Source organism: Kitasatospora sp. P5_F3 (assembly GCF_054049135.1).
Map to the genome: position 1 here is coordinate 1 of NZ_JBFUMY010000017.1, position 23,266 is coordinate 23,266.

A 23,266-nucleotide genomic window follows, 5' to 3' on the forward strand; every position below is an offset into this window, starting at 1 on the left:
GAGCTGCGGCCAGTGGCGCGGGCGCCGGCGCGGCGACCGGTGCGGCCACGGGGGCAGCAGCCGGTGCAGCGGGGGCGGGCGCCGCCTGAACAGCAGCAGGGGCAGGGGCAGGGGCGGCAACGGCGGTCGGCGTGGGGCCGACCTGGGTCGCGGCCTGGGTCACTGGAGTCACCTCGGTACCGGGCTTGTAGTCGGCGAAAAAGTCCCACCAGGCTCGGTCAACCGAGTTCGGGTCCTGGAGGTACTGCTGGTAGATCTCGTCGACGAGCCACTCGTTGGGGCCGAAGCCAGTGGTACTTGCCGAGCTGACGGGGGTTTCAGGGTGTGGCGACACGGGGCAAACCGCCCTCTTCCGCTTCCTTTTGGGATGGTGGACAGCGGGGATTAAGGCTACGCCTACGATCACTGATCGCGCAGTCCCCCTGGGCCAGGCGTCGCCCAGATCACAGTGCAGACCCGTAATTTGGCCGAAACTGTGCGTTAGAAAGTTCCAACGGCGGGGAAGCGATCGCCTCCCAGAACGGTGGAAATCCCCTCAAGTAAGGACATTACCGCAGGTCAGTGCAGGCGCGCCGGATCTGCTGGAGCCCCCGCCGCGGGAATGTCCCAGTTCGGTGACAACTCCTGCTCGGACGGTACCCCGCCGGGCAGCGCGACCACGATCCGGCAGCCCCTGGCGGTCTCGGCCACCCCGATCCGGCCGCCGTGCAGATCGACCGCCCAGCGGGCGATGGCCAGGCCGAGGCCGGTGCCGCCGTCGCTGCCCGGGCCCAGCGCGGTGGCGGTGCCGCTGCGGCCGAACCGCTCGAAGACCCGCCCGCGGTCCTGCTCCGGGATGCCGGGGCCCTGGTCCTCCACCTCCAGCAGCAGGGCGCCCGGGTCCTCGCCGGCCGTCGCCCGGACCGTCACCGTGCCACCGGTGGGGGAGTGCTTGCAGGCGTTGTCGACCAGGTTGGCCACCACTTGGTGCAGCCGCTCCGGGTCCGCCACGGCGGCCAGCGCGGGCGGGCGGACCTCCAGAGCCAGCCGTACGTCCTCCCGGCGCCCGTACGCGCCGCCGGCCGTCGCGCCGTCCACGGTGAGGCCGCGCAGCACGCCGTCCAGGAACGGCCTGACCTCGAAGAGGCGGGCGTCCAGCGGCACCACGCCGTCGTCCAGCTTGGACAGGTCGAGCAGGTGGCTGACCAGGCGGCCGAGCCGCTCGGTCTGCTCCAGCGCGGCGCCGAGGGTCCTCGGGTCGGGCTGGACCACGCCGTCCACGACGTTCTCCAGGACGGCGCGCAGGGCGGCGATCGGCGTCCGCAGTTCGTGCGAGACGTTGGCGATCAGCTCTCGGCGGTGCCGGTCGGCGGCCTCCAGGTCGCCGGCCATCTTGTTGAAGGTGGCGGCCAGCTCGCCGATCTCGTCGCGGGAGTTGACGTCGACCCGGCTGCTGTAGTCGCCCTCGGCCATCGCCCGGGCCGCGGCGGTCATGTCGCGCAGTGGCGCGGTCAGGCCGTGGGCGAGGAACTGCATGAAGAGCAGGGAGGCGATCATCGAGAAGATCATGATGATCCGGATCTGGGTCTCGGACCGGATCGCGACCACCACCATCAGGCTGGCCAGGAAGACCGAGACGATCACCAGCAGGGTCAGCTTGCCCTTGATCGACCGGACCGGGTCCAGTGGTCTGATGTCGGCCCAGAGCCGACTGCCGGCCCGGCTGAGCAGGCCGCGGCGGGCCGGATCGACCGCACCTCGTGAGGTGCCGTTGCGTTGCTGTGGAAAGGTCATGTCGCCTCTGCGTCGTCCCCCCGCGAGACTCGCCGGCCGAGCTGACGAAGCGTGGGCCCCCCGGAGGCCCGGCTTCGTACTCGACTAGGAGAGCGGTGCTTCCAGGGCGTACCCGACGCCGTGGACGGTGCGGATCCAACTGGCGCCGATCTTCCGGCGCAGCGCCTTCACGTGGCTGTCCACCGTGCGGGTGCCGGACGCGTCGGTCCAGTCCCAGACCTCGGCGAGCAGCTGCTCACGGGTGAGCACGGCACGCGGCTGGGCGGCCAGGCAGGCCAGCAGGTCGAACTCGGTCGGCGTCAGGTGGACGTCACCACTGCCGATCCGGACCCGGCGCTGCACGTGGTCGATCTCCAGCTCGCCGAACCGCAGGCTGCCCAGAGCCGGCGTACGAGCGGCCTGCTGGGCCCGCTCGACCCGGCGCAGCAGCACGTTCACTCTCGCCGCGAGCTCGCGCATCGAGAACGGCTTGGTCATGTAGTCGTCGGCACCGACCCCGAGGCCGACCAAAAGGTCGGTCTCGTCGTCGCGGGCCGTCAGCATCAGCACCGGCACCGGGCGCTGGGCCTGGATCCGACGGCAGACCTCCAGGCCGTCGAAGCCGGGCAGCATCACGTCCAGCACCACCAGGTCGGGCTGCCAGGTGTGGAAGCCGTCGACCGCGCCGGGGCCGTCGTGCGCCACCGCCACCTTGAATCCCTCGGCACCGAGCCGGGCCGCGATGGACTCCGCGATGGTGGGTTCGTCCTCGACGACGAGCACTCGTCGCTGAGTGCTCACCGCAGTGCTGCTGTTGATGGTCTCTTGCTGAATGTCAGTCACGGTCACGCCACCGCCCCCAGGGCTGCGGCCCGGCTGCCTGTGGGGACAGCGGGGTCCGCTCGTAGTCGTCTTGTTTCCGTCGTGACGGACCTGTGTCAGGCCCGTCGAGGTCACCCGGACCGTCCGCCGAGGTCTCGGGCTCCGAAGGGGCACACGGGTGTGGTCCGTGTACCGCTCGGCTCTGTTCGCAGCGTACGGACACCGCGAGCATCCCGGCAGGTGAACCGGTCACAACCGGCCGGTGGGCCGGTGCCGACCCTGCCGGGGGTGAGGCACGGGGCGATACCTTACCCGGCGAAAATATCGCCCGTAACGGTGCGTATGCCGTCGAAGGGATGGCAGACTCCTCACCACAACGGCTACTTGTCCGTAAGCAAAGGGATGGTCCGGACCAAGGGGTGTGCTGGTTCGAACCAAGTTCACAGCGGATTCACAGAGCGCTCCCAGGACTGCGAAGTACCGTGAGCACGACAAGTCACATGGTGGCACGAGTCGGGTGGTGGGTGGAATGGCAGATCTCCGTTCGCGGTTGCGGAGATTCGTGCCCACGCCCCGCCGCAACCCCCTCGCACTCGGATACCTCGGCGTACTGCTGGCCACCACGCTGTTCGCGCGCTTCGGGGAGCCCGGTCTGGTCGACCGCCTGCAGGCGTTCTCCAGCTCGGACGGTCACAACCTGCTGGACCATCCCGTCCAGGCACTGGTGCTGAGCGGGCTCTGGGTGGCCGGGCCGGTCTGGATGCCGTACTTCTGGGCCTTCGCCCTCACTGTCGCGCCGTTGGAGCGCCGGATCGGCGCCCGGCGCACGATCGGCGTACTGGCCGCCGGGCACGTGCTGGCCACCCTGCTCTCGCAGGCGGCGGTCGGCCTCGCGGTCTCCACCGGCCGGCTCGGCCCCGAGGCGCTGGACAGCGTCGACATCGGCGTCAGTTACGGCGTGCTGGCCAGTTTGGGCGCGCTGGCGGCGGTGCTTCCCGGGCGGGGGCGTCCGGTGCTACTGGCCGGTGCGGTCGCGATGACGGGCTATCAGTTCCTCTCCGAGTCCGAGCTCGTCAGCCGGGTCGGCCACCCGTCCGCGCTGCTGATCGGGGTGGCCGTCGGCCACTGGCTGCGCGGGGGCTCCGACCGGGGTCTGCCGGTGCGGCGGCTGGCCGAGCGGCTGGTCCCCTCACGGGTCTGACTGCAGGTCAGGGCCCCGGCCTGGGCGATCGCTCAGAGCGAACAGGGCGTGGGGAACAATCGGCGTCCGCCAATCCTTAGTCAGGTCGACTCAACTTCACTGACTGGGGAGAGATCATGGCATCGACGTCCACACCGCTCACTCTGCCCGTGCTGCCGCTCGACGACGAGGTGGTCCTGCCCGGCATGGTGGTCCCGCTGGACCTGTCGGACACCGAGGTGCGAGCCGCCGTCGAGGCGGCCAGGTCCGGTGTCGGCGCCGGGGCCAAGCCCCAGGTCCTGCTGGTGCCGAGGCTGGACGGCTCGTACGCCGCCGTCGGCACGCTGGCCACCGTCGAACAGGTCGGCCGGCTGGCCGACGGCGACCCGGCCGCGCTGGTCCGGGCCGTCCGCCGGGTGCGGATCGGCGCCGGGACGACCGGCCCCGGCGCGGCGCTCTGGGTGGAGACCAGCCCGTTCCGCGAGTCCGACCCCGGGCTGCCGGTGGCCGGGCGGGCCGCGGAGCTGGTGAAGGAGTACAAGGCGCTCTCCACCCAGTGGCTGCGCAAGCGCGGCGCCTGGCAGATCGTCGACCGGGTGGCCCAGATCGAGGGCGTCGGCGAGCTCGCCGACAACATCGGCTACGCCCCGTTCGCCACCGCCGAGCAGAAGCTCAAGGTGCTGCTGGAGGCCGACCAGCTGGCCCGGCTCGAGTACGCGCTCACCCTGCTCCGTGACCACCTGGCCGAGGAGGAGGTCAACGACACCATCCGCAAGGACGTCGAGGAGGGCGTGGCCAAGCAGCAGAAGGAGTTCCTGCTGCGCCGTCAGCTGGACGCCGTCCGCAAGGAGCTGGCCGAGCTGAACGGCGACCCGGCCGACGAGGAGGGCGACTACCGGGCCCGGGTCGAGGCGGCGGAGCTGCCCGAGAAGGTCCGCGAGGCGGCGCTCAAGGAGGTCGACAAGCTGGAGCGGTCCTCCGACCAGTCGCCCGAGGGCTCCTGGATCCGCACCTGGCTGGACACCGTGCTCGAACTGCCGTGGAACGAGCGGACCGAGGACGCGTACGACATCGCGGGCGCGCGGGCGGTGCTGGACGCCGACCATGCGGGCCTGAGCGACGTGAAGGACCGGATCGTCGAGTACCTGGCGGTCCGGAAGCGGCGGGCCGACCAGGGCTTGGGCTCGGTCGGCGGACGTCGCGGTGGAGCGGTGCTGGCGCTGGTCGGGCCGCCCGGGGTGGGCAAGACCTCGCTCGGCGAGTCGGTGGCGCGGGCGATGGGGCGCGAGTTCGTCCGGGTGGCGCTCGGCGGCGTCCGCGACGAGGCGGAGATCCGCGGGCACCGGCGGACGTACGTCGGGGCGCTCCCCGGGCGGATCGTCCGGGCGATCAAGGAAGCCGGTTCGATGAACCCGGTGGTGCTGCTGGACGAGATCGACAAGGTCGGCTCCGACTACCGGGGCGACCCGGCGGCCGCCCTGCTCGAGGTGCTCGACCCGGCGCAGAACCACACCTTCCGGGACCACTACCTGGAGGTCGAGCTCGACCTCTCCGACGTGGTCTTCCTCGCCACGGCGAACGTGCTGGAGTCCATCCCCGAGCCGCTGCTCGACCGGATGGAGCTGGTCCGGCTGGACGGTTACACCGAGGACGAGAAGGTCGTCATCGCCCGGGACCACCTGCTGCCGCGTCAGCTGGAGCGGGCCGGGCTGACGGTGGGTGAGGTGTCGGTCGAGGAGAGCGCGCTGCGGCTGCTCGCGGGGGAGTACACCCGGGAGGCCGGCGTCCGGAACCTGGAGCGGTCGATCGCCCGGGTGCTGCGGAAGGTCGCGGCGCAGAGCGAACTCGGGGAGCGCGAGCTGCCCGCCGCGATCGGTCCGGACGAGCTGCGCGCGCTGATCGGGCGCCCGCACCACACCCCCGAGTCGGCCCAGGAGCCCGGCGAGCGCCGCACCGCGGTGCCCGGCGTGGCGACGGGGCTGGCCGTGACCGGTGCCGGCGGGGACGTGCTCTACATCGAGGCCTCGCTGGCGGACGCGGAGACCGGTGCCACCGGGCTGACGCTGACCGGGCAGCTGGGTGACGTGATGAAGGAGTCGGCGCACATCGCGCTCTCCTACCTGCGGTCGCGCGGCGCGGAGTTGGAGCTGCCGGTGACCGGGCTGCGGGAGCGCGGCATCCACCTGCACGTCCCGGCCGGGGCCGTGCCCAAGGACGGGCCGAGTGCGGGCATCACCATGACCACCGCGCTGGCCTCGCTGCTCTCCGGCCGGAAGGTGCGGACGGATGTCGCGATGACGGGTGAGGTGTCGCTGACCGGGCGGGTGCTGCCGATCGGTGGCGTGAAGCAGAAGCTGCTCGCGGCCGACCGGGCCGGGGTCACCACGGTGATCATCCCCAAGCGCAACGAACCCGACCTGGACGACGTTCCGGCGGAGGTGCTGGCGCGGCTGACCGTGCACCCGGTGGCGGATGTCCGGGAGGTGCTGCGGCTGGCGTTGGAGCCCGCGGAGGTGCTGGTGGCTGCGTAGGCAACTGCTCGGCCATGGGAGACCAGGGGCTCGGGGAACGGCGACGAGATCTGGCGTGCGGGTCACTGCGAAAGTGCCTGACCATGCACGCGGGTGTGACCTTGTACGAGGTTGGCGTCGCAGTTCCCCGAGCCCCTGGTGGCTGAGCGCGTGCCAGCTGGTGAGACGGTGGTTGTGTGACGGGCTGTCAGGGCGAGAGCATGGGGTCATGACCCGTCACGCACACCTGAGCCGTCGACTTGATGTCGACCTGGCCCGTGCGTGTTCGGCGATCTGTTGCCGCGCCTGTTGAGCGCGGTGCCTCCTGCCCGGGTGTTTGCCGGGCTGTTTCTCGTCCTGCCGGGCGGAGTGCACCTCTGTGTCCACACTCCTCCGACGGGACTCCCATGCGCCTGCGCACTCGCGCTGCCGTGCTCACCACGGCTGCCCTCCTGCTGACCGCCCTGACCCCGGCGCATGCCGCCGACTCGTACGCCCCGCTGCCGCCCGCCAACCCGTTCGCGGGCCCGGTCGGTACGGCCACCATGCACGGGGACACCGGTTCGTCCGACGCGACCCCGCTGCCGGGGCCGGGTGCGGGCAGCATCCGTTCGCACCGGACGGCGTTGGCCTCCGCCTGCCCGACCGTGCTGGTCGGGGCCGACGGCTATCCGGTCGCGCTCTGCACGGAGATCTTCGGGCTGGCCCCGACCGTGCATCTGCTCGATCCGGCGACCGGTGAATCGGTGGCCGAACTGACCCTGGCCAAGGGCTCGTTGCTCGGCGGGGTGTACGCCTACCTGGACCACCGGGACCGGCTGGTCGCGGTGGACGGCAACCGGGAGCTGCTGCGGATCGGGCACCGGCGTACGGCCGCCGGCGGCTGGGAGCTGTACGTCGACTCCCGGCTGCCGCTCGCGGGGGCGGTCCCGGACGGGGACGCCGTCACGGGGCTGTCGCCGGACTGGCAGGGCCGGGTCTGGTTCGCCACCGGTGCCGGGGTGGTCGGCACCGCCGACGACCGGACCGGCCTGGTCCGGACGCTCGCGCTGCCGGCCGGTGAGCGGGTGGCCAACTCGATCTCCACCGCCCCGGCGGGGACGGCCGTGGCCACCACGCACGCCACCTACCTGCTGACCGCCGGAGCGGACGGCACGCCGCAGGTGAGCTGGCGTCAGCCGTACGACCGGGGCCCGGGCCGGAAGCCGGGGCAGCTGAGCTGGGGCACCGGTTCGACCCCCACCTTCTTCGGGCCCGGCACCGGCACCGACTACCTGACCGTGGTGGACAATGCCGCGCCCACGGTGAACCTGCTGGTCTACCGGGTCGGCAGCGGGGAGCAGGTCTGCTCGGTGCCGGTGCTCAGGGCGGGCGGCAGCGGCAGCGAGAACTCGCCGGTGGCGGTCGGGAACGCGGTCTTCGTGGCCAGTACCTACGGCTACCCGTACCCGAAGCTGCCGGAGGACGCGGGGCCGAGCGTGCCCTCCTCGGACAGCTACCGGGGCGGGCTGAGCCGGGTGGACGTCAGGGCGGACGGGTCGGGCTGCGACCTGAAGTGGGACAACCGGACCAGGTCGGCCGCGGTGCCGAGGCTGTCCACCGCGGACGGGCTGCTCCGGACGGTGCTGCGCAACCCGGTGATCCCGGGCACCGACAGCACCTCGGCGGTGGACCCGTACTCGTACGCCGAGATCGACCCGGCCACCGGCCGGACGGTGCGGACGGCCTATCTCGGGGCCGGCTTCATCTTCGACACGCTGCAGATGGTGGGCAGTATCGCGCCGGGGCGGGTGGTGCTGCAGGGCACCACGACGGGCGTGCTGCGGATCACGGCGGGCTAGGGTCTGTCGGGAGCCGAATCGGATATACCCGTGCGAAACTGCCGAAATGCCGTCACCTACTCAACGGGTGCTGTCCCGAGTCCCGCATCGGCTCCGGCCGTTCCTGGTCCGGCACCGCAAGCTGGTGAAGTTCCTGCTGGTGGGCGGGACGTGTTTCCTGCTCACGACGGTCCTCAACTTCGGGCTGCGGCACACCGTCCTCGCGGCGAAGCCGGTGGTCGCGCTGACCGTCGCGACCGTGGTGGCGACGGCGGTCTCGTACGTGCTGAACCGGCAGTGGTCGTTCCGGGCGCACGGGCGGCAGCGTGAGGCGGTGCTGTACCTGGTGGTCAGCGGGCTGGCCGTGCTGGTGAACGATGCGCCGCTGGTGGTCTCCCGCTATCTGCTGGACCTGCGGGAGCCGCATGTCACCGCGTTCGCCGAGGAGGCTGCCGACTTCTTCAGCGGGATGATCGTCGGGACGTTCCTGGCGATGCTGTTCCGGTACTGGGCGATGAACCGGTGGGTCTTCACCCACCGGGCCGATCTGCTGCCCACCGGCCGGCCCCGGGCGGAGGCCGGCCGGTGACGGGAGGTCAGAGTCATGGGGTCTGTCTGACCATTCCCGTCGGGTCCGGCCCGCCCGGCACGCACGCTCGACGCACGGCCGAAACACCCAAGTAGCTCCGCTGAGGGCGCCCCGGCCGCACGCCGATCGCACGCACCGAACGACCCGGCCTGATCCGACGCGAATGGTCAGACAGACCCCATCAGGTGGTCCAGCGCGAGCTGGTCGAGCAGCTCGAAGCCCATGCCCCGGCGGCCCGCCGCCACCGGGTCGAAGTCCTCGAAGGCGGCCCGGTCGGCGAGCAGTCCGGCCAGGCCGTCCTCGGCGGTCGGCCGGGCCAGCTGGTCCAGCCGGGAGGCGGTCAGGGCGGCCCGGACGGCGGGGTCGGACCGGAAGGCCAGCGCCTTCTGCTTGAGCGCCAGGTAGTTGCGCATGCAGGCGGCGGCGGAGACCCAGACACCGTCGAAGTCCTCGGTGCGCGGCGGCTTGAAGTCGAAGTGCCGGGGGCCGTCGTAGCCCGCGCTCTCCAGCAGGTCCACCAGCCAGAACGCCTGGCGCAGGTCGCCCGCGCCGAAGCGCAGGTCCTGGTCGTACTTGATGCCGGACTGGCCGTTCAGGTCGATGTGGAAGAGCTTGCCGTGCCACAGCGCCTGGGCGATGCCGTGGGGGAAGTTCAGCCCGGCCATCTGCTCGTGGCCGACCTCCGGGTTGAGGCCGACGCGGTCCGCGTACTCCAGCTCGTTGATGAAGGCCAGCGCGTGGCCGATGGTGGGCAGCAGGATGTCGCCGCGCGGCTCGTTCGGCTTGGGCTCGATCGCGAACCGAATGTCGTACCCCTGCTCGGTGACGTACTCGCCGAGCAGGTCGAACGCCTCCTTCAGCCGGTCCAGCGCGACCCGGACGTCCTTGGCTGCGCCGTGCTCGGAGCCCTCCCGGCCGCCCCAGGCGACATAGGTGGTGGCGCCGAGCTCGGCCGCGAGGTCGATGTTGCGGAGGGTCTTGCGCAGCGCGTACCGGCGCACGTCGCGGTCGTTGGCGGTGAACGCGCCGTCCTTGAAGACCGGGTGCGAGAACAGGTTGGTGGTGGCCATCGGGACCTTCAGCCCGGTGGCGTCCAGCGCCTGCCGGAACCGCTTCACCGCCGTGTCCCGCTCGCCCTCGGCCGCACCGAACGGGATCAGGTCGTCGTCGTGGAAGGTCACGCCGTACGCGCCCAGTTCGGCCAGGCGGTGGACGGTCTCCACCGGGTCCAGGGCCGGGCGGGTGGCGTCGCCGAACGGGTCGCGGCCCTGCCAGCCGACGGTCCACAGACCGAAGGTGAACTTGTCCGAGGGGGTGGGGGTCAGGGTGCTCAAGGCGGCCTCTCCTCTATTCGTCATGGCAGAAAACAAACTAGTATCCGGGCGCGCCGTCGGGAAGAGGCGGCGGAGGACGAAGAAGGGCGGGCGGCATGGCGGCACGGCAGATCGTGATCGGAATCGACAGCTCCACCCAGGCGACCAAGGCGCTGGCCGTGGATGTCGGGACCGGTGAGGTGCTGGGCGAGGGCCGGGCCCCGCACAGCGTTCAGGGCACCGGCGGCGCTCGGGAGAGCGACCCGGAGCAGTGGTGGCAGGCCCTGTGCGCGGCGGTGGCCGCAACCGGCCAGGCGGGCCGGGCCGACGCCGTCTCGGTGGCGGGCCAGCAGCACGGGCTGGTCGCTCTCGACGCGGCGGGCTCCGCGGTACACCCCGCGCTGCTCTGGAACGACACCCGGTCGGCTCCCGAAGCGGCCGCGCTGGTCCGGGAGTTGGGGCGGGAGGAGTGGGCCCGGCGGGTCGGCAGTGTGCCGGGTGCCTCCTTCACGGTCGCCAAGTGGGCCTGGCTGCGCGCTCAGGGGCCGACCGCTCGGGTCGCTGCGGTACGGCTGCCGCACGAGTACCTCACGGAACGGCTCACGGGGCAGGCTGTCTCGGAGCCTTCGGACGCCTCGGGGACGGGGTGGTGGGGGCCGTCGGGGTACGAGGCCGAGATCCTCGAACTCGTCGGGCTGCCGGTCGAGTTCCTGCCCCCGGCCGCACTGTTCAAGGAGGCGGCGAACGGCGCGGAGATCCCGAGGTCCCTGGCGGGCCTTCGGACGGGGACGTCGGTGGCGGTCGGGGCCGGGGACAATGCGGCGGCCGCGGTGGGACTTGGGCTGATGCCCGGTCAGCCGGTGGTCTCGCTCGGGACCTCCGGGACCGCCTATGCGCTCACCCGGGGCCGCCCCGCCGACCCGACCGGTGTGGTTGCGGGGTTCGCGGCGGCGGACGGCGCCCACTGGCTGCCGCTCGCCTGCACGCTCAACTGCACCCTGGCCGTGGACCGCCTGGCCACCCTGCTCGGCCGGGACCGGGAGGCCGTCGAACCCGGCGGCAGCGCCGTCGTCCTGCCGTTCCTGGACGGTGAGCGCACGCCCGATCTCCCGTACGCCTCCGGCCTGTTGCACGGCCTTCGCCACGACACCACCGCCGGCCAGCTGCTCCAGGCCGGGTACGACGGCGCCGCGTACGCCCTGCTGACCGCGCTCGACCAGGTCCTGGCGGCCGGGGCCGAACCGCCCTCCGACGCGCCCCTGTTGCTGATCGGCGGCGGCGCCCGGGGCCGGGCCTGGCAGCAGACCGTCCGCCGCCTCTCCGGCCGGCCGGTCCAACTCCCGGCCGCCACCGAGCTGGTGGCGCTCGGCGCCGCCGCCCAGGCCGCCGCCCTGCTGACCGGCGAGGAGCCGGCCGCCGTCGCCCGCCGCTGGCGGACCTCGGCCGGCCCGGTCCTCGACCCCGTCCCGCGGGACCAGGCCACGCTGGACCGGATCGGTGCGACCTTGGCGGCCGCCGGGGGGTTGCTCGGGGCGTGAGCGTACGGGCCGTTACGCTGCCGGAACTGGCACGGGGCCAGCACGAACAGGAGGTGGGCCGGTGCGGGCCGGACCGGCGAGTCAGCAGGGGATGCGCTGGGCCAACCTGGCCCTGGTGCTCGGGGAGATCGCGGCCGGGCCGTGCTCCCGCGCGGCGGTGGCCGGTGCCACCGGGCTGACCAGGGCGGCGGTCTCCTCGTTGGTCGAGGAGCTGTTGGCGGCCGGGCTGCTGGCCGAGGCCGGGCCCACCGCGCCGAACGGCCGGGTCGGGCGGCCCGGCAGCGAGCTGACGCTCAGTCCGGACGGGCCGGCCGGGATCGGCGGCGAGATCGGGGTCGAGCACCTGGCCGCGTGCGTGGTCGATCTCCGTGGCGAGGTGCGGAGTTGGCACCGGCTGGAGATCGGCAACCGGGGCCGTACCCCGGCCGCCGTGCTGGCCGACCTGGCCGAACTGATCCGCCGGGCCGCCACCGAGGCCGGACTGCGGCCCGCCGGACTCACGCTGGCCGTGCCCGGGCTGGTCGGTGCGGCGAGCGGGGTGATCGCGGGCGCGGCCAACCTGGGGTGGAGCGATGTGCCCGCCGCCGCCGAACTGCGCTCCGCACTCCGGGCAGCCGGGGCCGCCGAGTTGGCGGCCCTGCCGATCGGCGTCGACAACGAGGCCAACCTGGGCGGCCTGGCCGAACTCTGGCTGGCGGGTCGCCCCGACGACTTCTGCCACCTCTCGGCCGAGGCCGGGATCGGCTCGGCGATCGTGATCGGCGGTCAACTGCTGCGCGGCGCCCGGGGCTTCGCGGGCGAACTGGGCCACCTGACGGTCTGGCCGGACGGCCCGCCCTGCGCCTGCGGCTCCCGGGGCTGCCTGGAGCAGTACGCCGGCGAGACCGCCGTCCTGCGGGCGGCCGGCCTGGAGGGCATCCGGGGCGACTGGGTCGCCCTGCTCGCCGAACGGGCGGCCGCCGGGGATCCGGAGGTGCTGGCCGCCCTGGCGGGCGCCGGATCGGCGCTCGGCATCGCGGTGGCGGGGGCGGTGAACCTGCTCGACCCGCAGGCCGTGGTGCTCGGTGGCGGCTACGCCGAGCTGGGCGACTGGCTGCTCCCCAGCATGCGAGCCGAACTCACCGCCCGGGTCACCGTCCGCCCCTGGGACGAGAGTTGGCTCTCCGTCTCCCCGCTCGGCCGCCGGGGCCCGCTGCTCGGCGCCGCAGTCGGCGTGGTCCGCCGCATCATCGCCGACCCGGGCGCTTACGCGGGCGCCTGAGCCTTTTGGCAGGGGCTCGGGCATCTACGGTCAGGGGCTCGGGGAACTGCGACGCCAGCCTCGAAAAGGGTCACTCGTGCGTAACTGGCCGGGCACTTTGCCTGTGACCCCGGCGCCAGATCTCCTCGCAGTTCCCCGAGCCCCTGGTGCAACTCAGCCGTGTGTTGAAACGTGCTCGCGCCCGTAGCGGGGCCGCCGGATCACCGCTGCCATGGTGACGCCCACGCCGATGACCGCCCAGACGGCCAGTACGAGCAGTGGGACCAGGATGTTGGTCGCCCCGAAGTACGCGATGGAGCGGGCCACTTCGGTGCCGGCCCCGTTCGGGATCCAGGAGCCGATCGCCCGCCAGAACGCGGGCATCATCGGCGGCGGGAACACTCCGCCCGCACTCGGGTTGCCGAGCACCACGAAGATCAGCACCGCCAGCCCGATCCCGACCACGTCGAAGAGGCACTGCAACGCCATGGTGGTCGCCCCGACCGCGAACACCACCAGACTGCCGAGTCCGATCAGCCCCCAGCTGGAACCGGGCAGCGCGCCCAGGACGGGACCGATGATGATCGTGCCGCCGATCCCCGCCGCGACGGAGTAGAGCGCCAGCGCGCCGAGCCGGATCACGGCGCGGCTCGGGTTGGCGGGCCGGGAGCCCGCGCTGATGCCGAGGATAGAGGCGACCAGGTAGCCGCCGACGCACCAGCCGACCACCAGATAGAAGGAGGACAGGCCCTCCGCGTCGCCCTTCGCGAGCGGTACGACGTCCTCGACCACGACCGTCCGCCCCTGGCTCTTGTCGACGGCGGTGACGATGGTCTCGGCGGCCGTCGCGGCGGCCGGGCCACGGGCGTCGGCGACCAGCAGGGTGTCCTGGGTGCCCGTCGGGTCGAACAGCCAGGCGGCGTAGATCTTCTGGTCCTTGATCCTGGCGACGGCGTCCTCGCGGTCGGTCGCGGTGGTGGCGCGGACCGCGTCGTCCGGTACGGACTCCAGGGCGCCGACCAGCTTGGGGCTCACCTGGGGTGGGGCGACCACGGCGATCGACAGCTCGTGCGGGGTCGGGTGGTGCAGGGCGCCCACGTACGAGGTGATGAACCCGAGCTGCAGCAGCAGCACCGCGATCACCAACAGGGCGGCGCGCGGGGTGACCGCGTCCTTGAGTTCCGCGAGGAATCCCTGGCGGCCCGGGTCGGCCATCGAAGCTCTCCTTAGAACACAAACAAGGGCAAAATGGATACTTCATATCATGAAACAGTTGTCGATCACCGGAGGCTCGGCTGCGGGATACTGGCGCCATGACTGAGCGGGCAGCTGACCACCGGACCGCCGAGCAGGCGTTGATCGCCGTGGAGCGCGAGGTCTCGGTGCTGTTCCGGCGCGGGCGGGCGCGGGCGGCCGAGATGTCCCGGCAGGTGCACCCGGCGCTGGAGGGCGTGGCGTACAGCATGCTCGGCTTCATCCAGGAGCGCGGACAGGTCCGGCTGACCGACATCGGCCTGCACTTCGGGGTGGGCAAGGCCACCATCAGCCGGCAGGTGAAGGTGCTGGAGGAGCTGGAGCTGGTCACCCGGGAGACCGATCCGCTGGACCGGCGCTCCTCGCTGGTCTCGCTCACCCCGGACGGCGAGGCCCGCTACCTGGCCGCCCGGAGCGGTCGGCTGGGCCGGTTCCGGGACATGCTGGGCAGCTGGGACAGCGCCGACGTGGCCCAACTCGCCGATCTTCTCCAGCGGTTCAACGACGCGATCGGTGAACCCAAGCCGAGCTGAGGTCTCGCCCTGATTGTTGCCTATGTCAACCATCTCGTCCTATGGTTGCTGAAGGCAACAAAAATCCAGGCCGAAGGACCCGCATGACCACAACTTCAGACCCCGCCCCGATGACCCACCGTCAGGTCCTCGAAGCCCTCTCCGGGCTGCTGCTCGGCCTCTTCGTGGCGGTGCTCTCCTCGACCGTCGTCGCCAACGCGCTGCCGCACATCCTGACCGACCTGCACGGCGGCCAGACCGCGTACACCTGGGTGGTCACCGCCGCGCTGCTCTCGCTCACTGCGGCCACCCCGATCTGGGGCAAGCTCTCGGACCTGGTCAGCAAGAAGCTGCTGGTGCAGATCGCCCTGGTGATCTACATCGTCTCCTCCGCGCTGGCCGGGCTCTCCCAGAACACCGGCCAGCTGATCGCCTGCCGGGTGCTCCAGGGCATCGGGGCGGGCGGCGTCACCGCGCTGGCCCAGATCTGCCTGGCCGCGATGGTGCCGCCGCGCGAACGCGGCCGGTACAGCGGCTACTTCGGGGCGGTCTTCGCGCTGGCCACCATCGGCGGGCCGCTGATCGGCGGGGTGGTGGTGGACACCAGCTGGCTCGGCTGGCGGTGGTGCTTCTACCTCGGCATCCCGTTCTCGCTGGTCGCCATCGTGGTGCTGCAGCGGACCCTGCGGCTGCCGGTGGTGCGCCGCAAGGTGGAGATCGACTACCTCGGCGCGGTGCTGATCACCGCCTCGGTCAGCCTGCTGATGATCTGGATCTCACTGGCCGGCGACAGCTACCCGTGGCTCTCCTGGCAGACCGCGGTGATGGTCGGCGGCGGACTCGCGTTGGCCGTGCTCTTCGTGCTCGCCGAGCGCCGGGCGGCCGAACCGATCGTCCCGCTCGACCTGTTCCGCCACCGCACTGTGACGCTGGCCGCGATCGCCAGCGTGCTGGTCGGCGTCGGGATGTACGGCGCGACCACCTTCCTCAGCCAGTACTTCCAGCTGGCCCGGCGGGAGTCGCCGACCATGGCCGGGCTGCTCACCCTGCCGATGATCCTCGGCCTGGCGGTCTCCTCCACCGTCGCGGGCCGGCTGATCACCCGGTACGGCCGCTGGAAGGCGTACCTGGTGGCCGGTACGGGCCTGCTCGCGGTCGGCTTCACCCTGCTCGGCACGGTCAGGGACGACACCCCGTACGCGCTGCTGGCGGTGGCCATGGCGGTCACCGGAGTCGGCCTCGGGCTGACCATGCAGAACCTGGTGCTGGCCGTGCAGAACACCGTGCCCCGGCACGAACTCGGCACTGCCAGCTCGACGGTGACCTTCTTCCGGACAATGGGCGGGGCGATGGGCGTCTCCGCGCTCGGCGCGCTGCTCTCGCACCAGGTCACCCGGCACCTGACGGACAGTCTGGCCGCCGCCCACCTGCCGACCGCCGCGGCCGGTGGCGGCATCCCGGACCTGAAGACGCTGCCCGCCCAGGTGGTCCCGATGGTCACCGACGCCTTCGGCCACGGCGTCGCCACGGTCTTCCTGATCGCCGCGCCGCTCGCGCTGCTGGCCTTCCTGGTGGTGCTGCTGATCCGCGAGGTGCCACTGCGCACCACCCAGGACGACGCCCCGGCCGAGCAGCCGCGCGAACTCGCCCTGGACTGAGAGCAGAGACGCCGCTGCCCTCCCCGTTGGCGGACGGGGAGGGCAGCGGCTTACGTACGTGGCGTCAGCCGGCGATCAGGAAGAGGCCGTAGCCGACCACCGAGGCGCAGGCGGCGAAGCAGACCGAGGCTCCGGCCAGTGCGAGGTTGGCGGTGCCCGCTCCGGCGGTGCCGGTCGCGGCGGCCTCCTGGGCGGCCTCGCGTCGCGACAGGGCCAGGATGCCGAGCGCGAAGACGGTGACGGTGGCGACGGTGACCACGAAGCTGACGCCGGCGGTCTCGGCCAGGGCGGCCCACTTGATGCTCATGCTCATGAGAGGAAGCCTTCCGGGCTCAGGCCGCGACGGTGGTCGAGGCGGGGGTGGGGACCGGGGCCTGCGGGACCTCGACCGGGGTGACGTCGCTGTCGTTGACGTTGTCGGCGTGCACCGGCTGGCGGCGGGAGAGCATCCACATCGCGCCGGAGCCGATCACCAGCGCGGCGCCGACCAGCAGGACGCCCCAGGTGCCCTGGTCCGCGACGAAGGCGGCCAGACCGGCCACGGTGGCGGCGGCGGGCAGCGTCAGGCCCCAGGTGTAGAGCATCCGGCGGGCCATGCTCCAGTGCACCTGGGCCTTCGGGCCGCCGAGGCCGGCGCCCATGATGCCGCCCGAGCAGACCTGGGTGGTCGACAGGCCGTAGCCCATGTGCGACGAGGTGAGGATCACGGTGGCGGCCGCGGCCTCGGAGGAGAAGCCCTGCGGGGGCTGGATGTCGGTGAGGCCCTTGCCCATCGAGCGGATGATCCGCCAGCCGCCCATGTAGGTGCCGATCGCGATCGCCGCACCGGCGCTGACGATGACCCAGGTGGGGGGCAGTGCGCCCTTGGGCAGGGCGCCGACCGAGACCAGGGTCAGGGTGATGATGCCCATCGTCTTCTGGGCGTCGTTGGTGCCGTGGGCGAGCGAGATCAGGGAGGCCGAGAAGATCTGGCCGGTCTTGAAACCCTTGTTGGTGGTGGTCTCGCGGCCGCCGCGGGTGATCCGGTACGCCAGCTTGGTCGCTCCCCAGGCGGCCAGGCCGGCCACGATCGGGGAGGCCACGGCGGGGATCAGGATCTTGGACACGACGACGCCGAAGTTCACGCCGTTCAGCCCGACCCCGACCACGGTGGCGCCGATCAGGCCGCCGTACAGCGCGTGCGAGGAGCTGGAGGGCAGACCCCTCAGCCAGGTCAGCAGGTTCCACAGGATCGCGCCGACCAGGGCGGCGAAGATGATCGAGGGCTGGAGGCCGACCTTCTCGTTGACGATGCCGCCGGAGATCGTGGTGGCGACCTTCACAGAAAGGAAGGCTCCGGCGAAGTTGAGGACCGCAGCGATGGTGACCGCGACCTTCGGTCGGAGGGCTCCCGTGGCGATGGAGGTGGCCATCGCGTTGGCGGTGTCGTGGAAGCCGTTGGTGAAGTCGAAGGCGAGCGCCGTGATGATCACAACGGCCACCAGGAACGTGATGTGTTCCATAACCCAAACAATCGTCGTAGTTGTCGGACTGACGCTGGTGTCACCGGCGACGGTAGGGAGGGTTGGTGAACGGAAGGTGAACTGAGGCGGGAGCTGTGGTTCCGAGAGTGTCGCCAAGGTTGCCGGTACGCTTCAGAATCATGGAGGCGGGGCCGCTGACCAGGCGATTTGATAGGGAAGGTCCGGTTTGGTGATGGTTTGTTGAGAGCTGTCTCACATCCAACCTGAACCGGAGCTGAGAATTCATCAGGCTGCCCGGTAACCCTCTGTCTTGAGCCGGGGGGAGCGTGGCAGGATCGAGGACGAATTGCCAGGCCGGACGGCTTGGCAGGGGTCGGGACCTACGGGGAGGGGCGAGCTGATGCGCGCTGGGGTGCGGACGACGGAGAACGGCGTGCGGCCCTGGGTGCGAGCCGCCCTGCGCTGCGGGGCGGTGCTGGCGCTGGCCTCGCTCGCGTTCGGCACGGCGGGCACGGCGTTCGCCGCCCCCTCGCCGCCCGTCTCGGTCGCCCCCGGGGCGGACCCGCTGGCCCAGGCCAAGGCCACCCTCGGCCCGATGCTGGACCGGCTGCACGAGCTGTACCGGGAGGCCGAGGCGGCCACCGAGCAGTACAACGGGACGGTCGCCAAGCTCGCCACCCAGCAGACCAACGTCACCGACCTGAAGGCCCGGCTGGAGCGTCAGCAGACCGCCGTGGACGCCGGCAGTGACCTGGCCTCCCAGCTGGCCGCCGCCCAGTACCGGAACGGCAACACGTCCGACCTCGCCGAGCTGCTGCTCACCGACTCTCCGTACGAAGCGGTGGTGGTGGCCGAGCTGCTGAACGCCGCGAGCCACTCGCAGAGCGAGTTCCTGGACCGGCTGAAGGGCGACCGGGCCACCCTGACGGTGCTTCAGCAGCTGGCCGAGGCGACCCTCGCGCAGGCCCAGGCGCTGGCCGTCCAGCAGGAGGCCGCCAAGGCCGACGTGGCGCGGCGGCTGACCGAGGTCGAGCAGATGGTCAGCTCGCTCACCGGGGCCCAGCGCAGTGAGCTGGAGCTGCTGGAGAAGACCCGGGCGAACGAGGCGCAGCTGGCCTTCCTCGCCTCGGGTGCGCTGGGCAAGGGGGAGCGCACGCCTTCGCAGGCCGGGCGCAAGGCGGTCGCCTTCGCGCTGGGCCAGCTCGGCAAGGACTACCTCTGGGGCGGCACCGGGCCGGACAGGTTCGACTGCTCCGGGCTCACCTCGCAGGCCTGGCTGGCCGCCGGGGTGAACATCCCCCGGGTCAGCCAGGACCAGTGGTCCGAGCTGGCCAAGGTGCCGCTGAACCAGCTCCGCCCCGGCGACCTGGTGGTCTACTACGCCGGTGCGACCCACATCGCGATGTACATCGGCGGCGGCCTGGTGGTGCAGGCGCCGCGTACCGGTGCGGTGATCAAGGTCTCGCCGATCGGCGCGATGCCGATCCTCGGCGCGGTCCGGCCCGACCCGCAGTCGGTGTCGGACGAGCCGGGCGGCAGCTGGACGGTGCCCGAGCTGCCCAAGGGCGCGGACGCGGTGACGCCGATTCAGCCGGCCAAGCCGGAGAACCTGCCGACGCCGCCGGTCACCGCCCCGCCGACCACCCCGACCGCGCCGCCGGTCACCACCTCGCCCACCGGCACGCCGCCGGTCACCCCGTCGCCCACCGACACGCCGTCCGGTACGTCCTCCCCGAGCACGGGGACGGGGACGCCCTCGGGCTCCACCTCGCCGACGGATCCGCCGACCGGTACGGAGTCGGCCTCCGCGTCCGCCTCCGTCTCCGTGTCGACGAACCCGAAGGACAACGAGGGTTCTCCGAGCACGACCGGCTGACCGGGGCGCCCGGCGGGGCCGCGGCGGTCACGCCGGTGCGGCCTCGGCCTCGGGCCCGGCGCGCTTGATCAGCATCTCGGGGCGGCCGGTGACGATCAGCCAGGCCGGCAGAGCCGCGACACAGAGCAGCGGCAGCAGCGTCAGGTCGGGCACGATGACCGCGGCGGTGAACAGGCTGAGCCAGCCCTGCCGGGTGACCGCGAGCAGTACGCCCAGGATCGCGCAGGCCACCGCGAGCGCCGGTGGCACCGAGGGGATCAGCGTGCTGACCGCGAAGCCGAGCGCCGCCCCGGCGAAGACGGACGGGAAGATCCGGCCGCCCCGGAAGCCGGAGCCGGCTGCGATCACCACCGCGACCAGCTTCAGCAGCGCCATCCCGAACAGCTCCCAGAACCCGTAGTGCGTGTAGTCCAGGGCCAGGTCCTTGACCTGGTCCAGGCCCTTGAACAGGGTGAGCTCGCCGCCGAGGGCACCCAGGGCGCCGAGCACCAGCCCGCCGACGGTGAGCATCGCGACCGGGTGCGGGATCTGCTGGAACGTCCGGTACACCAGGGGGAAGGCGTACACCGCCGCCAGGCCGATCAGGGCTCCGACGGCACCGACCAGCAGCGCCCACGCCACGTCGACCACCCGGGCGCCCGGGAAGCCGGGCACCTTGACCACGAAGTCGTTGCCGACCAGCAGCAGCGTGGTCATCGAGCCGGTGACGGCGGCGATCAGCGGGGCGAACAGCCGGTCCCAGAGCGCACCGGGACCGGGCATCTCGGAGAGGATCAGCGCCGCCGCGAGCGGGGTGCCGAAGAGCGCGCCGATGGTGCCGGCGGCGGCCAGTGCGATCCAGAGCACCGGGCCGGACGAGGGCATGAAGCGCCGTCCGAGCCAGTACGCCAGTGCGATGTTGACCATCGTGATCGGATTCTCCGGCCCCAGGCTGACGCCCCCGGCCAGGCTCAGGATGGTGGCCACGATCAGCCCGGGCAGCACGTACGGCGACACCGGCGGGCCGACCAGGTCGGTAGTGGCCGGGTCGGGCCCGGCGTGGCCGGGCGCCTGCCACACCGTCAGGCCGACGGCGGCGCCGGTGACGGTGAGGATCAGGATGATCCACCAGGGGTTGAAGCCGTCGATGTCCAGGCCGTCCGGGATGATGTCCCAGAGCAGGTTCTCCAGTCGCCCGGCCACCGAGCTGACCGCGATCAGCGTGAGGCTGGCGCCGAAGCCGGTGATGATCGCCGGAGCGATCAGCGGAATCAGCCGGGCGGCCGGAGTGGGCGGTCCCTTGGTGAGGTCGCCCGGGCCGTCCGGGGCCCCCGGGTCGGCACTGTCGGGCTGCGGGACGGTGTCGGCCATGGCGCGGGTTACCTCCGGCAGTGGGGGTGAGCTGATGTCAGATTAGGTGCGAATCAGACAAATCAGTCACTCGTGGCCGGAGTGTCGGCCGACGGACCTGACGGTCAGTCGGTGCTGTCGGGCTCGAACCGGATCAGCACCGCCTTGGAGGTCGGGGTGTTGCTGATCTCGGCGGTGGAGTCCAGCGGCACCAGCACGTTGGTCTCCGGGTAGTACGCGGCCGCCCCGCCCCGGGCCACCGGGTAGTGCACCACCTGGAAGTGCGGCGCCCGGCGTTCGCTGCCGTCCACCCACTCGCTGACCAGGTCGACGTAGCCGCCCTCGGTCAGGCCCAGTTCGGCGGCGTCGGCCGGGTTGACCATGACCACCCGGCGGCCGCCGGTGATGCCCCGGTAGCGGTCGTCCAGGCCGTAGATGGTGGTGTTGTACTGGTCGTGCGAGCGCAGCGTCTGGAGCAGCAGCCGCCCGGCGGGGACCTCGGGGGCGGTCAGCGGGTTGACCGTGAAGTTGGCCTTGCCGGTGGCGGTCGGGAAGGTCCGGCTGTCGCGCGGACCGTGCGGCAGGGCGAAGCCGCCGGGGCGGCGGACCTTGGCGTTGAAGTCCTCGAAGCCGGGCACCACCCGGGAGATCCGGTCCCGGACGGTGTCGTACGACTCGGCGAACTGCTCCCACGGCACGTCGTTGGCCTCGCCGAGCGCGGCCCGGGCGAGCCGGCAGACGATGGCCACCTCGGAGAGCAGCTGCTCGGACGGGGGCCGGAGGCCACCGCGCGAGGAGTGCACGATGCCCATCGAGTCCTCGACGCTGACGAACTGGGCGCCGGCGGCGGTCCAGTCCCGGTCGGTCCGGCCCAGGGTGGGCAGGATCAGTGCCCGGGCGCCGGTGATCACATGCGAGCGGTTCAGCTTGGTGGAGACGTGCACGGTCAGCGCGCAGCGGCGCATCGCGGCCTCGGTCACCTCGGTGTCCGGGGTGGCCGCGACGAAGTTGCCGCCCATCGCGAAGAAGACCTTCACCTTGCCGTCGCGCATCGCCCGGATGGTGTCGACCGAGTCCAGCCCGTGGTCACGCGGCGGCTCGAAGCCGAACTCCTTGCCCAGCGCGTCCAGGAAGGCCGGTGCGGGTCGCTCGAAGATGCCCATCGTGCGGTCGCCCTGAACGTTGCTGTGCCCGCGCACCGGGCAGACGCCCGCGCCCGGGCGGCCGACGTTGCCGCGCAGCAGCAGGAAGTTGACCACCTCGCGGATGGTCGGCACCGAGTGCTTGTGCTGGGTCAGGCCCATCGCCCAGCAGACGATCACCTTCTGCGAGGAGAGGGTGAGTTCGGCCAGCTGCTCGATCTGCTCCCACGGCAGGCCGGTGGCGGCGAGCACCTCCGCCCGGCTGGTGGCGGCCGCCTCGGCGGCGAACTCCTCGAAGCCCAGGCAGTGTTCGGCGACGAACTCGTGGTCGACGCCGTCCTTCGCGTTCAGGATCAGCTGGTTCAGCGCCCGGAACAGCGCGAGGTCGCCACCGAGCCTGATCTGCAGGAACAGGTCGGTCAGCTTGGTGCCGACCCCGGCCAGGCCACGGGCGTTCTGCGGGTTCTTGAACCGCTCGAGACCGGCCTCGGGCAGCGGGTTGACGCTGACGATCTTCGCGCCCGCCCGCTTGGCCCGCTCCAGCGCGGAGAGCATCCGGGGGTGGTTGGTGCCCGGGTTCTGCCCGGCCACGATGATCAGGTCGGCCTGGTACAGGTCCTTCAGGCTGACGCTGCCCTTGCCGACCCCGAGGGTCTCCACCAGCGCCGAACCGGAGGACTCGTGGCACATGTTGGAGCAGTCCGGCAGGTTGTTGGTGCCGAGCTGACGGGCGAACAGCTGGTAGGCGAAGGCAGCTTCGTTGCTGGTCCGGCCCGAGGTGTAGAAGGCGGCGGCGTCGGGGGTGGGGAGCTGCTTCAGCTCTTCGGCCACGATCGCGAAGGCCCGATCCCAGGAGACCGGGGTGTAGTGCGTCGCGCCCGCCTCGAGCAGCATCGGCTCGGTGAGGCGGCCCTGCTGGCCGAGCCAGTACCCGGACCGCTCGGCCAGCTCGGCGACCGGGTGCTCGGCGAAGAACGCGGTGGTGATCCGCCGCTCGGTGGCCTCCTCGGCGACGGCCTTGGCACCGTTCTCGCAGAACTCGGCGGTGTGCGTCTTCCCCGGCTCGGGCCAGGCGCAGCCAGGGCAGTCGAAGCCGTCGGGCTGATTCACCTTCAGCAGGGTGGCCAGTGCCCGCTTGGGGCTCATCTGGTCGTTCGCCATCCGCAGGCTGTGGGCCACGGCCGGGAGGCCGGCCGCCGCGTGCTGCGGCTCGGTGACCTTGGCCCGGTCCTGCGCCGGATCGCTCTGCGGCGCCTGCTTCGCCATGA

The 23,266-nt window shown here is 71.9% G+C and carries 18 protein-coding genes; 9 read left to right on the top strand and 9 right to left on the bottom strand.

What is annotated here, in order from left to right; genetic code table 11:
* From ACXJMZ_RS13805 to ACXJMZ_RS13815, 3 genes are all read right to left on the bottom strand, one after another.
* On the bottom strand, positions 1 to 334 hold a 334-nt coding region (locus tag ACXJMZ_RS13805), incomplete at its 3' end, for a 2-oxoglutarate dehydrogenase E1 subunit family protein (protein WP_457030314.1).
* A 224-nt stretch (positions 335 to 558) separates the two neighbouring features.
* The gene (locus tag ACXJMZ_RS13810; RefSeq protein WP_457030315.1) at positions 559 to 1,773 is read right to left on the bottom strand and encodes a sensor histidine kinase; all 1,215 of its coding nucleotides are present in this window, start codon (positions 1,771 to 1,773) and stop codon (positions 559 to 561) included.
* Between the two features lie 84 nt (positions 1,774 to 1,857).
* On the bottom strand, positions 1,858 to 2,595 hold the full coding sequence (locus ACXJMZ_RS13815) for a response regulator transcription factor (RefSeq protein ID WP_057227938.1): 738 nt from the start codon (positions 2,593 to 2,595) through the stop codon (positions 1,858 to 1,860).
* Positions 2,596 to 3,136: 541 nt separating this feature from the next.
* Here ACXJMZ_RS13815 and ACXJMZ_RS13820 point away from each other — a divergent pair.
* From ACXJMZ_RS13820 to ACXJMZ_RS13835, 4 genes are all read left to right on the top strand, one after another.
* The gene (locus ACXJMZ_RS13820; RefSeq protein ID WP_457030316.1) at positions 3,137 to 3,775 is read left to right on the top strand and encodes a rhomboid-like protein; all 639 of its coding nucleotides are present in this window, start codon (positions 3,137 to 3,139) and stop codon (positions 3,773 to 3,775) included.
* 116 nt (positions 3,776 to 3,891) lie between these two features.
* Positions 3,892 to 6,285 carry an endopeptidase La gene (gene lon / locus ACXJMZ_RS13825; protein ID WP_457030317.1) on the top strand — a complete coding sequence of 798 codons (2,394 nt, stop codon included), beginning with the start codon at positions 3,892 to 3,894 and terminating at the stop codon, positions 6,283 to 6,285.
* A 386-nt stretch (positions 6,286 to 6,671) separates the two neighbouring features.
* Positions 6,672 to 8,105 carry a hypothetical protein gene (locus ACXJMZ_RS13830; protein ID WP_457030318.1) on the top strand — a complete coding sequence of 478 codons (1,434 nt, stop codon included), beginning with the start codon at positions 6,672 to 6,674 and terminating at the stop codon, positions 8,103 to 8,105.
* A 46-nt stretch (positions 8,106 to 8,151) separates the two neighbouring features.
* Positions 8,152 to 8,673, top strand: a complete 522-nt coding sequence (locus ACXJMZ_RS13835; protein WP_457030319.1) for a GtrA family protein — start codon at positions 8,152 to 8,154, stop codon at positions 8,671 to 8,673.
* Positions 8,674 to 8,840: 167 nt separating this feature from the next.
* On the opposite strand, the gene xylA is transcribed toward ACXJMZ_RS13835, so the two are convergent.
* On the bottom strand, positions 8,841 to 10,007 hold the full coding sequence (gene xylA / locus ACXJMZ_RS13840; RefSeq protein WP_457030320.1) for a xylose isomerase: 1,167 nt from the start codon (positions 10,005 to 10,007) through the stop codon (positions 8,841 to 8,843).
* 95 nt (positions 10,008 to 10,102) lie between these two features.
* Between xylA and xylB the strand changes: the two genes are divergently transcribed.
* A complete protein-coding gene (gene xylB, locus ACXJMZ_RS13845; RefSeq protein ID WP_457030321.1) occupies positions 10,103 to 11,524 on the top strand; it encodes a xylulokinase in 1,422 nt (473 codons plus the stop codon).
* Positions 11,525 to 11,615: 91 nt separating this feature from the next.
* A complete protein-coding gene (locus ACXJMZ_RS13850; protein WP_457030355.1) occupies positions 11,616 to 12,785 on the top strand; it encodes an ROK family protein in 1,170 nt (389 codons plus the stop codon).
* Between the two features lie 153 nt (positions 12,786 to 12,938).
* On the opposite strand, the gene ACXJMZ_RS13855 is transcribed toward ACXJMZ_RS13850, so the two are convergent.
* Positions 12,939 to 13,979 carry a DUF3533 domain-containing protein gene (locus tag ACXJMZ_RS13855; protein ID WP_457030322.1) on the bottom strand — a complete coding sequence of 347 codons (1,041 nt, stop codon included), beginning with the start codon at positions 13,977 to 13,979 and terminating at the stop codon, positions 12,939 to 12,941.
* Between the two features lie 98 nt (positions 13,980 to 14,077).
* Here ACXJMZ_RS13855 and ACXJMZ_RS13860 point away from each other — a divergent pair, with 98 nt between their 5' ends.
* The gene (locus tag ACXJMZ_RS13860; protein WP_457030323.1) at positions 14,078 to 14,551 is read left to right on the top strand and encodes a MarR family winged helix-turn-helix transcriptional regulator; all 474 of its coding nucleotides are present in this window, start codon (positions 14,078 to 14,080) and stop codon (positions 14,549 to 14,551) included.
* An 83-nt stretch (positions 14,552 to 14,634) separates the two neighbouring features.
* Positions 14,635 to 16,188, top strand: a complete 1,554-nt coding sequence (locus tag ACXJMZ_RS13865) for an MDR family MFS transporter (RefSeq protein WP_457030324.1) — start codon at positions 14,635 to 14,637, stop codon at positions 16,186 to 16,188.
* 64 nt (positions 16,189 to 16,252) lie between these two features.
* Here the strand turns inward: ACXJMZ_RS13865 and ACXJMZ_RS13870 are convergent, their stop codons facing one another.
* A complete protein-coding gene (locus tag ACXJMZ_RS13870) occupies positions 16,253 to 16,501 on the bottom strand; it encodes a hypothetical protein (protein ID WP_457030325.1) in 249 nt (82 codons plus the stop codon).
* Positions 16,502 to 16,520: 19 nt separating this feature from the next.
* The gene (locus tag ACXJMZ_RS13875; protein ID WP_457030326.1) at positions 16,521 to 17,690 is read right to left on the bottom strand and encodes an anion permease; all 1,170 of its coding nucleotides are present in this window, start codon (positions 17,688 to 17,690) and stop codon (positions 16,521 to 16,523) included.
* A gap of 361 nt (positions 17,691 to 18,051) precedes the next feature.
* Here ACXJMZ_RS13875 and ACXJMZ_RS13880 point away from each other — a divergent pair, with 361 nt between their 5' ends.
* Positions 18,052 to 19,527, top strand: a complete 1,476-nt coding sequence (locus ACXJMZ_RS13880) for a C40 family peptidase (protein ID WP_457030327.1) — start codon at positions 18,052 to 18,054, stop codon at positions 19,525 to 19,527.
* 27 nt (positions 19,528 to 19,554) lie between these two features.
* On the opposite strand, the gene ACXJMZ_RS13885 is transcribed toward ACXJMZ_RS13880, so the two are convergent.
* Both ACXJMZ_RS13885 and ACXJMZ_RS13890 read right to left on the bottom strand, forming a co-directional pair.
* On the bottom strand, positions 19,555 to 20,877 hold the full coding sequence (locus tag ACXJMZ_RS13885) for an ion channel protein (protein ID WP_457030328.1): 1,323 nt from the start codon (positions 20,875 to 20,877) through the stop codon (positions 19,555 to 19,557).
* A gap of 104 nt (positions 20,878 to 20,981) precedes the next feature.
* Positions 20,982 to 23,264: an FdhF/YdeP family oxidoreductase gene (locus ACXJMZ_RS13890; protein ID WP_457030329.1), complete on the bottom strand. Its 2,283-nt coding sequence runs from the start codon at positions 23,262 to 23,264 to the stop codon at positions 20,982 to 20,984.
* Between the last annotated feature and the right edge of the window lie 2 nt (positions 23,265 to 23,266).

Excerpts from the sequence above, each read along its gene's own strand:
- ACXJMZ_RS13810 (WP_457030315.1), bottom strand. The coding sequence starts at position 1,773 with ATGACCTTTCCACAGCAACGCAACGGCACCTCACGAGGTGCGGTCGAT.
- lon (WP_457030317.1), top strand. The coding sequence starts at position 3,892 with ATGGCATCGACGTCCACACCGCTCACTCTGCCCGTGCTGCCGCTCGAC.
- ACXJMZ_RS13830 (WP_457030318.1), top strand. The coding sequence starts at position 6,672 with ATGCGCCTGCGCACTCGCGCTGCCGTGCTCACCACGGCTGCCCTCCTG.
- ACXJMZ_RS13835 (WP_457030319.1), top strand. The coding sequence starts at position 8,152 with ATGCCGTCACCTACTCAACGGGTGCTGTCCCGAGTCCCGCATCGGCTC.
- xylB (WP_457030321.1), top strand. The coding sequence starts at position 10,103 with ATGGCGGCACGGCAGATCGTGATCGGAATCGACAGCTCCACCCAGGCG.
- ACXJMZ_RS13850 (WP_457030355.1), top strand. The coding sequence starts at position 11,616 with ATGCGCTGGGCCAACCTGGCCCTGGTGCTCGGGGAGATCGCGGCCGGG.
- ACXJMZ_RS13855 (WP_457030322.1), bottom strand. The coding sequence starts at position 13,979 with ATGGCCGACCCGGGCCGCCAGGGATTCCTCGCGGAACTCAAGGACGCG.
- ACXJMZ_RS13860 (WP_457030323.1), top strand. The coding sequence starts at position 14,078 with ATGACTGAGCGGGCAGCTGACCACCGGACCGCCGAGCAGGCGTTGATC.
- ACXJMZ_RS13865 (WP_457030324.1), top strand. The coding sequence starts at position 14,635 with ATGACCACAACTTCAGACCCCGCCCCGATGACCCACCGTCAGGTCCTC.
- ACXJMZ_RS13870 (WP_457030325.1), bottom strand. The coding sequence starts at position 16,501 with ATGAGCATGAGCATCAAGTGGGCCGCCCTGGCCGAGACCGCCGGCGTC.
- ACXJMZ_RS13875 (WP_457030326.1), bottom strand. The coding sequence starts at position 17,690 with ATGGAACACATCACGTTCCTGGTGGCCGTTGTGATCATCACGGCGCTC.
- ACXJMZ_RS13880 (WP_457030327.1), top strand. The coding sequence starts at position 18,052 with ATGCGCGCTGGGGTGCGGACGACGGAGAACGGCGTGCGGCCCTGGGTG.
- ACXJMZ_RS13885 (WP_457030328.1), bottom strand. The coding sequence starts at position 20,877 with ATGGCCGACACCGTCCCGCAGCCCGACAGTGCCGACCCGGGGGCCCCG.
- ACXJMZ_RS13890 (WP_457030329.1), bottom strand. The coding sequence starts at position 23,264 with ATGGCGAAGCAGGCGCCGCAGAGCGATCCGGCGCAGGACCGGGCCAAG.